Origin of the sequence: Mycobacterium sp. E2497 (genome assembly GCF_001668695.1) — a bacterium.
Lineage (GTDB): Bacteria > Actinomycetota > Actinomycetes > Mycobacteriales > Mycobacteriaceae > Mycobacterium.
Window position 1 is genome coordinate 1 of sequence record NZ_LZKD01000078.1, and the last position, 2,861, is coordinate 2,861.

The window sequence follows — 2,861 nt, forward strand, 5'->3', positions numbered from 1 at the left end:
CCGGCTGCGGTTTGTCGGCGGGAAACAGGTCGACCAGGTCGGGGCCGGGGCTCGGTTCGGAGCCGGTGGCGTCGCCCGGTTGCTCCACCCACAACTGCAGCATGCCGGGGCCGGCCGGCCCGTGACGAATCACTGTGTACGGCACGATGTTCCAGCCCAACCGCGTCGACACCAGGTAGGCCGCGAGTTCGCGGCCGGCCAGCGTCCCGTCGGGAAAATCCCACAGCGGGGCCTCGCCCGAGACCGGCTTGTAGACGCAGTGCACGGTCGATTCGCCGAGCGTGGACTCGCACAGGAAGGTGGCGTTGCTGGCAGAGCGGATGCGTCCCAGGACCGTCAGCTCGCCGTTGCGCAGCACCTCACGGTCGTCAGGCCTCAAGTTCATCGTCAGGCCCGAGCAGCGCGCTGCGCCTATAGCCGTTGGCGCGCGCGCAGATATGGCCCTCCGGATCCAACGGTTCGTCGCAGAGCGGGCACGGGGGCCGTCCCGCCGAGATGACGCGATTGGAGCGCGTGGCGAACTGCCGCGCCGATTCCGGCGTCAGGAACACCCGCACCGCGTCGGGCCCCTCCTCGGTGTCGTCGAGCACCACCGACGCGTCGAACTCCGCGTCGGTGACGGCCAGCAATTCGACCACCACGGTCTGCGCCTCCGAATCCCAGCCCAGGCCCATGGTTCCGACCCGAAACTCGGCATCCACGGGCGTGACCAATGGGTTGAGATCCTCGACTTCGGTGGGCTCCGGGGGGACCGGCGTGCCGAACCTGCGATTCACCTCGAGCAGCAGGGCGTCGATGCGTTCGGCCAGCACCGCGACTTGCTGCTTCTCCAGCACCACCGACACCACCCGGGAATCGTGCACCGCCTGGATGTAGAACGTGCGGTTTCCGGGCTGGCCGACGGTCCCGGCCACGAAGCGGTCGGGTGTGCGGAAGACGTGGATTGCGCGGGCCATGGCACCTCCAAAATACCGGCTGTTGCCTTCGCCGTGCGATTCGATTGCCCCGCTCCGTCAGTTTTAAGCGGAATCAGTCAGTCGAGCCGCCGACCACCGCGTCACTGGACGGCACGAACCCGGCCGGCTGCTCCCCGGGCGCCGGCCGTTCCGTTGGCGCTTGTTCCTTTGGTGTCTGTTCCGTGGGCGCGTGTTCCGTTGGCGCTGCATGGGAGTCGCCGTCGGCCTTCGCCTTCGCCCCGTTCTGGGGCGGTGGCCCGGCCCGCAGCGCTGCAGCCAATTTCGCACCGGTGTGGTTGACGTGCAACACGAACGGGCGCAGTTCGGTGTACCGGATCACGCTCACCGACGCCGGGTCGGCGGTGACCCGCTGGAAAGCGTCCAGGTGCATGCCGTACGCGTCGGCGATGACGGCCTTGATGACATCACCGTGAGTGCAGGCCACCCACAGGGCGTCGCCGCCCTGTTCCCCGCCATGCTCGAGGGCCAGCCGTCGATCGTGTTCCCGGATGGCCGCCACGGCGCGCGCCTGCACCTGCGCCAGACCCTCGCCGCCGGGAAACACTGCCGCGCTCGGGTGGGCCTGCACGACCCTCCACAGCGGCTCGCCGGCCAGCTCGGCGATCTTGCGGCCGGTCCAGTCCCCGTAGTCCACCTCCGCGAGCCGGTCGTCGATGAGCGGCTCCAGGCACAGCGCGGCAGCGAGCGGCTCGACCGTGCGCCGGCAGCGCAGCAACGGCGAACTGATCAGCGCGCGGATGGGCAGGTCACCGATGCGGTCGATCAGCCCGGCGGCCTGGTCGCGGCCCTTCTCGTCAAGGTCGACGCCCTCCGAGCGACCCGCCAGGACGCCGGCGGTGTTGGAGGTGGAGCGGCCGTGGCGCAACAGGATCACCGTCATGCCGCGGCGCCCAACCGGGACGTCCGAGGCATCAGGGCAACCACGACCACGACCGTACCCGGTGCGACTGCGGGTTGATGATCAGCGCGCGACTAGCGCGACACCGGCACCGCGTGCGCCACCGAGTCCCGCACGGCGGCGGTCAGGCTGCGCTCGTCGGTGAGGTCGATGTCGACCAGGCTGCGCACCGCGGTGGCGACGACCTCGTCGGCCTGCGGGACTGGCCCGGCAAGGCGGGGCCGGTAAATTTCGACGACGAGCAAGCCGTGCTCAATGTGGAACGAGAAACTGCGCCCATCACCGACTTGTCCATATCCGCTGGCGAAAATCCCTGTCGACATGTCTTCGACAGCAAACTCTTTCTCCGCGATATGCCGGTCAACGGTGACGGCCATAAGCCGACGATACCTCGCCCCCGAGGCTTGATGTGCGCGACATGGCCATATTGGATGCGAAGGCGTTCCTTAAAGTGGAAGGCCTACAGTCGTCGCACAAGGGAAGATAGTTGCTGTCATTGCACGGGCGTAATCAACCCACAGCTCATTGCCGTGTGATCGGATTCGCGATTTTGCTGGCCGCGGTGACCGGTTGTTCGTCGAATACATTCAAACCCGCGCCGCCCACCATCGAACCGGCCGCGGCCGCCGTCTCCCCGCCGGCGTCACAGAACCCCGCCGGCACGGTTCGCCCACTGCCGATCCACGCCGTCGCGGCCGCCTTCGACGGCGCCGCCCGCCGACTGGCGGTGCTGGCGCCCGGCGCCGCCCCGGCGGGGCCGGGCAGCGTCGCCGTCTTCGATGACCCGAAGGCCGCGGCGCGGGTCATCGACCTGCCGGGCCCGGCGACCGCCATGACCGATGACGGCCACGGCACCGTCTACCTCGCCGCGCGGGGCGGCTATTTCGTGGTCGACCTGGGCACCGGCCATACGGGCCAGGTGAACGTCACCGACGCGCAGCAGACCGATTTCACCGCGGTCGCCCAACGTGCCGACGGCAAACTGG

General features: G+C 68.9%; 3 protein-coding genes and 2 pseudogenes. 1 reads left to right on the forward strand and 4 read right to left on the reverse strand.

Annotated elements, in window-relative coordinates; all coding sequences use genetic code 11:
* The 4 genes and pseudogenes from A5713_RS05990 to A5713_RS06005 all read right to left on the reverse strand — a co-directional run.
* Window positions 1-385: pseudogene (locus A5713_RS05990) on the reverse strand (phosphatidylinositol kinase); the annotation flags it as partial.
* Window positions 369-956, reverse strand: a complete 588-nt coding sequence (locus A5713_RS05995) for a DUF3090 domain-containing protein (protein WP_067924315.1) — start codon at window positions 954-956, stop codon at window positions 369-371. The pseudogene A5713_RS05990 and the gene A5713_RS05995, both read right to left, overlap by 17 nt.
* Before the next feature lie 73 nt (window positions 957-1,029).
* Window positions 1,030-1,857: a histidine phosphatase family protein gene (locus A5713_RS06000; protein ID WP_068093592.1), complete on the reverse strand. Its 828-nt coding sequence runs from the start codon at window positions 1,855-1,857 to the stop codon at window positions 1,030-1,032.
* Between the two features lie 92 nt (window positions 1,858-1,949).
* The gene (locus tag A5713_RS06005) at window positions 1,950-2,252 is read right to left on the reverse strand and encodes a hypothetical protein (protein ID WP_068093596.1); all 303 of its coding nucleotides are present in this window, start codon (window positions 2,250-2,252) and stop codon (window positions 1,950-1,952) included.
* Between the two features lie 155 nt (window positions 2,253-2,407).
* Here A5713_RS06005 and A5713_RS06010 point away from each other — a divergent pair.
* Window positions 2,408-2,861 (forward strand): annotated as a pseudogene (locus A5713_RS06010) (hypothetical protein); the annotation flags it as partial.

Excerpts from the sequence above, each read along its gene's own strand:
- A5713_RS05995 (WP_067924315.1), bottom strand. The coding sequence starts at position 956 with ATGGCCCGCGCAATCCACGTCTTCCGCACACCCGACCGCTTCGTGGCC.
- A5713_RS06000 (WP_068093592.1), bottom strand. The coding sequence starts at position 1,857 with ATGACGGTGATCCTGTTGCGCCACGGCCGCTCCACCTCCAACACCGCC.
- A5713_RS06005 (WP_068093596.1), bottom strand. The coding sequence starts at position 2,252 with ATGGCCGTCACCGTTGACCGGCATATCGCGGAGAAAGAGTTTGCTGTC.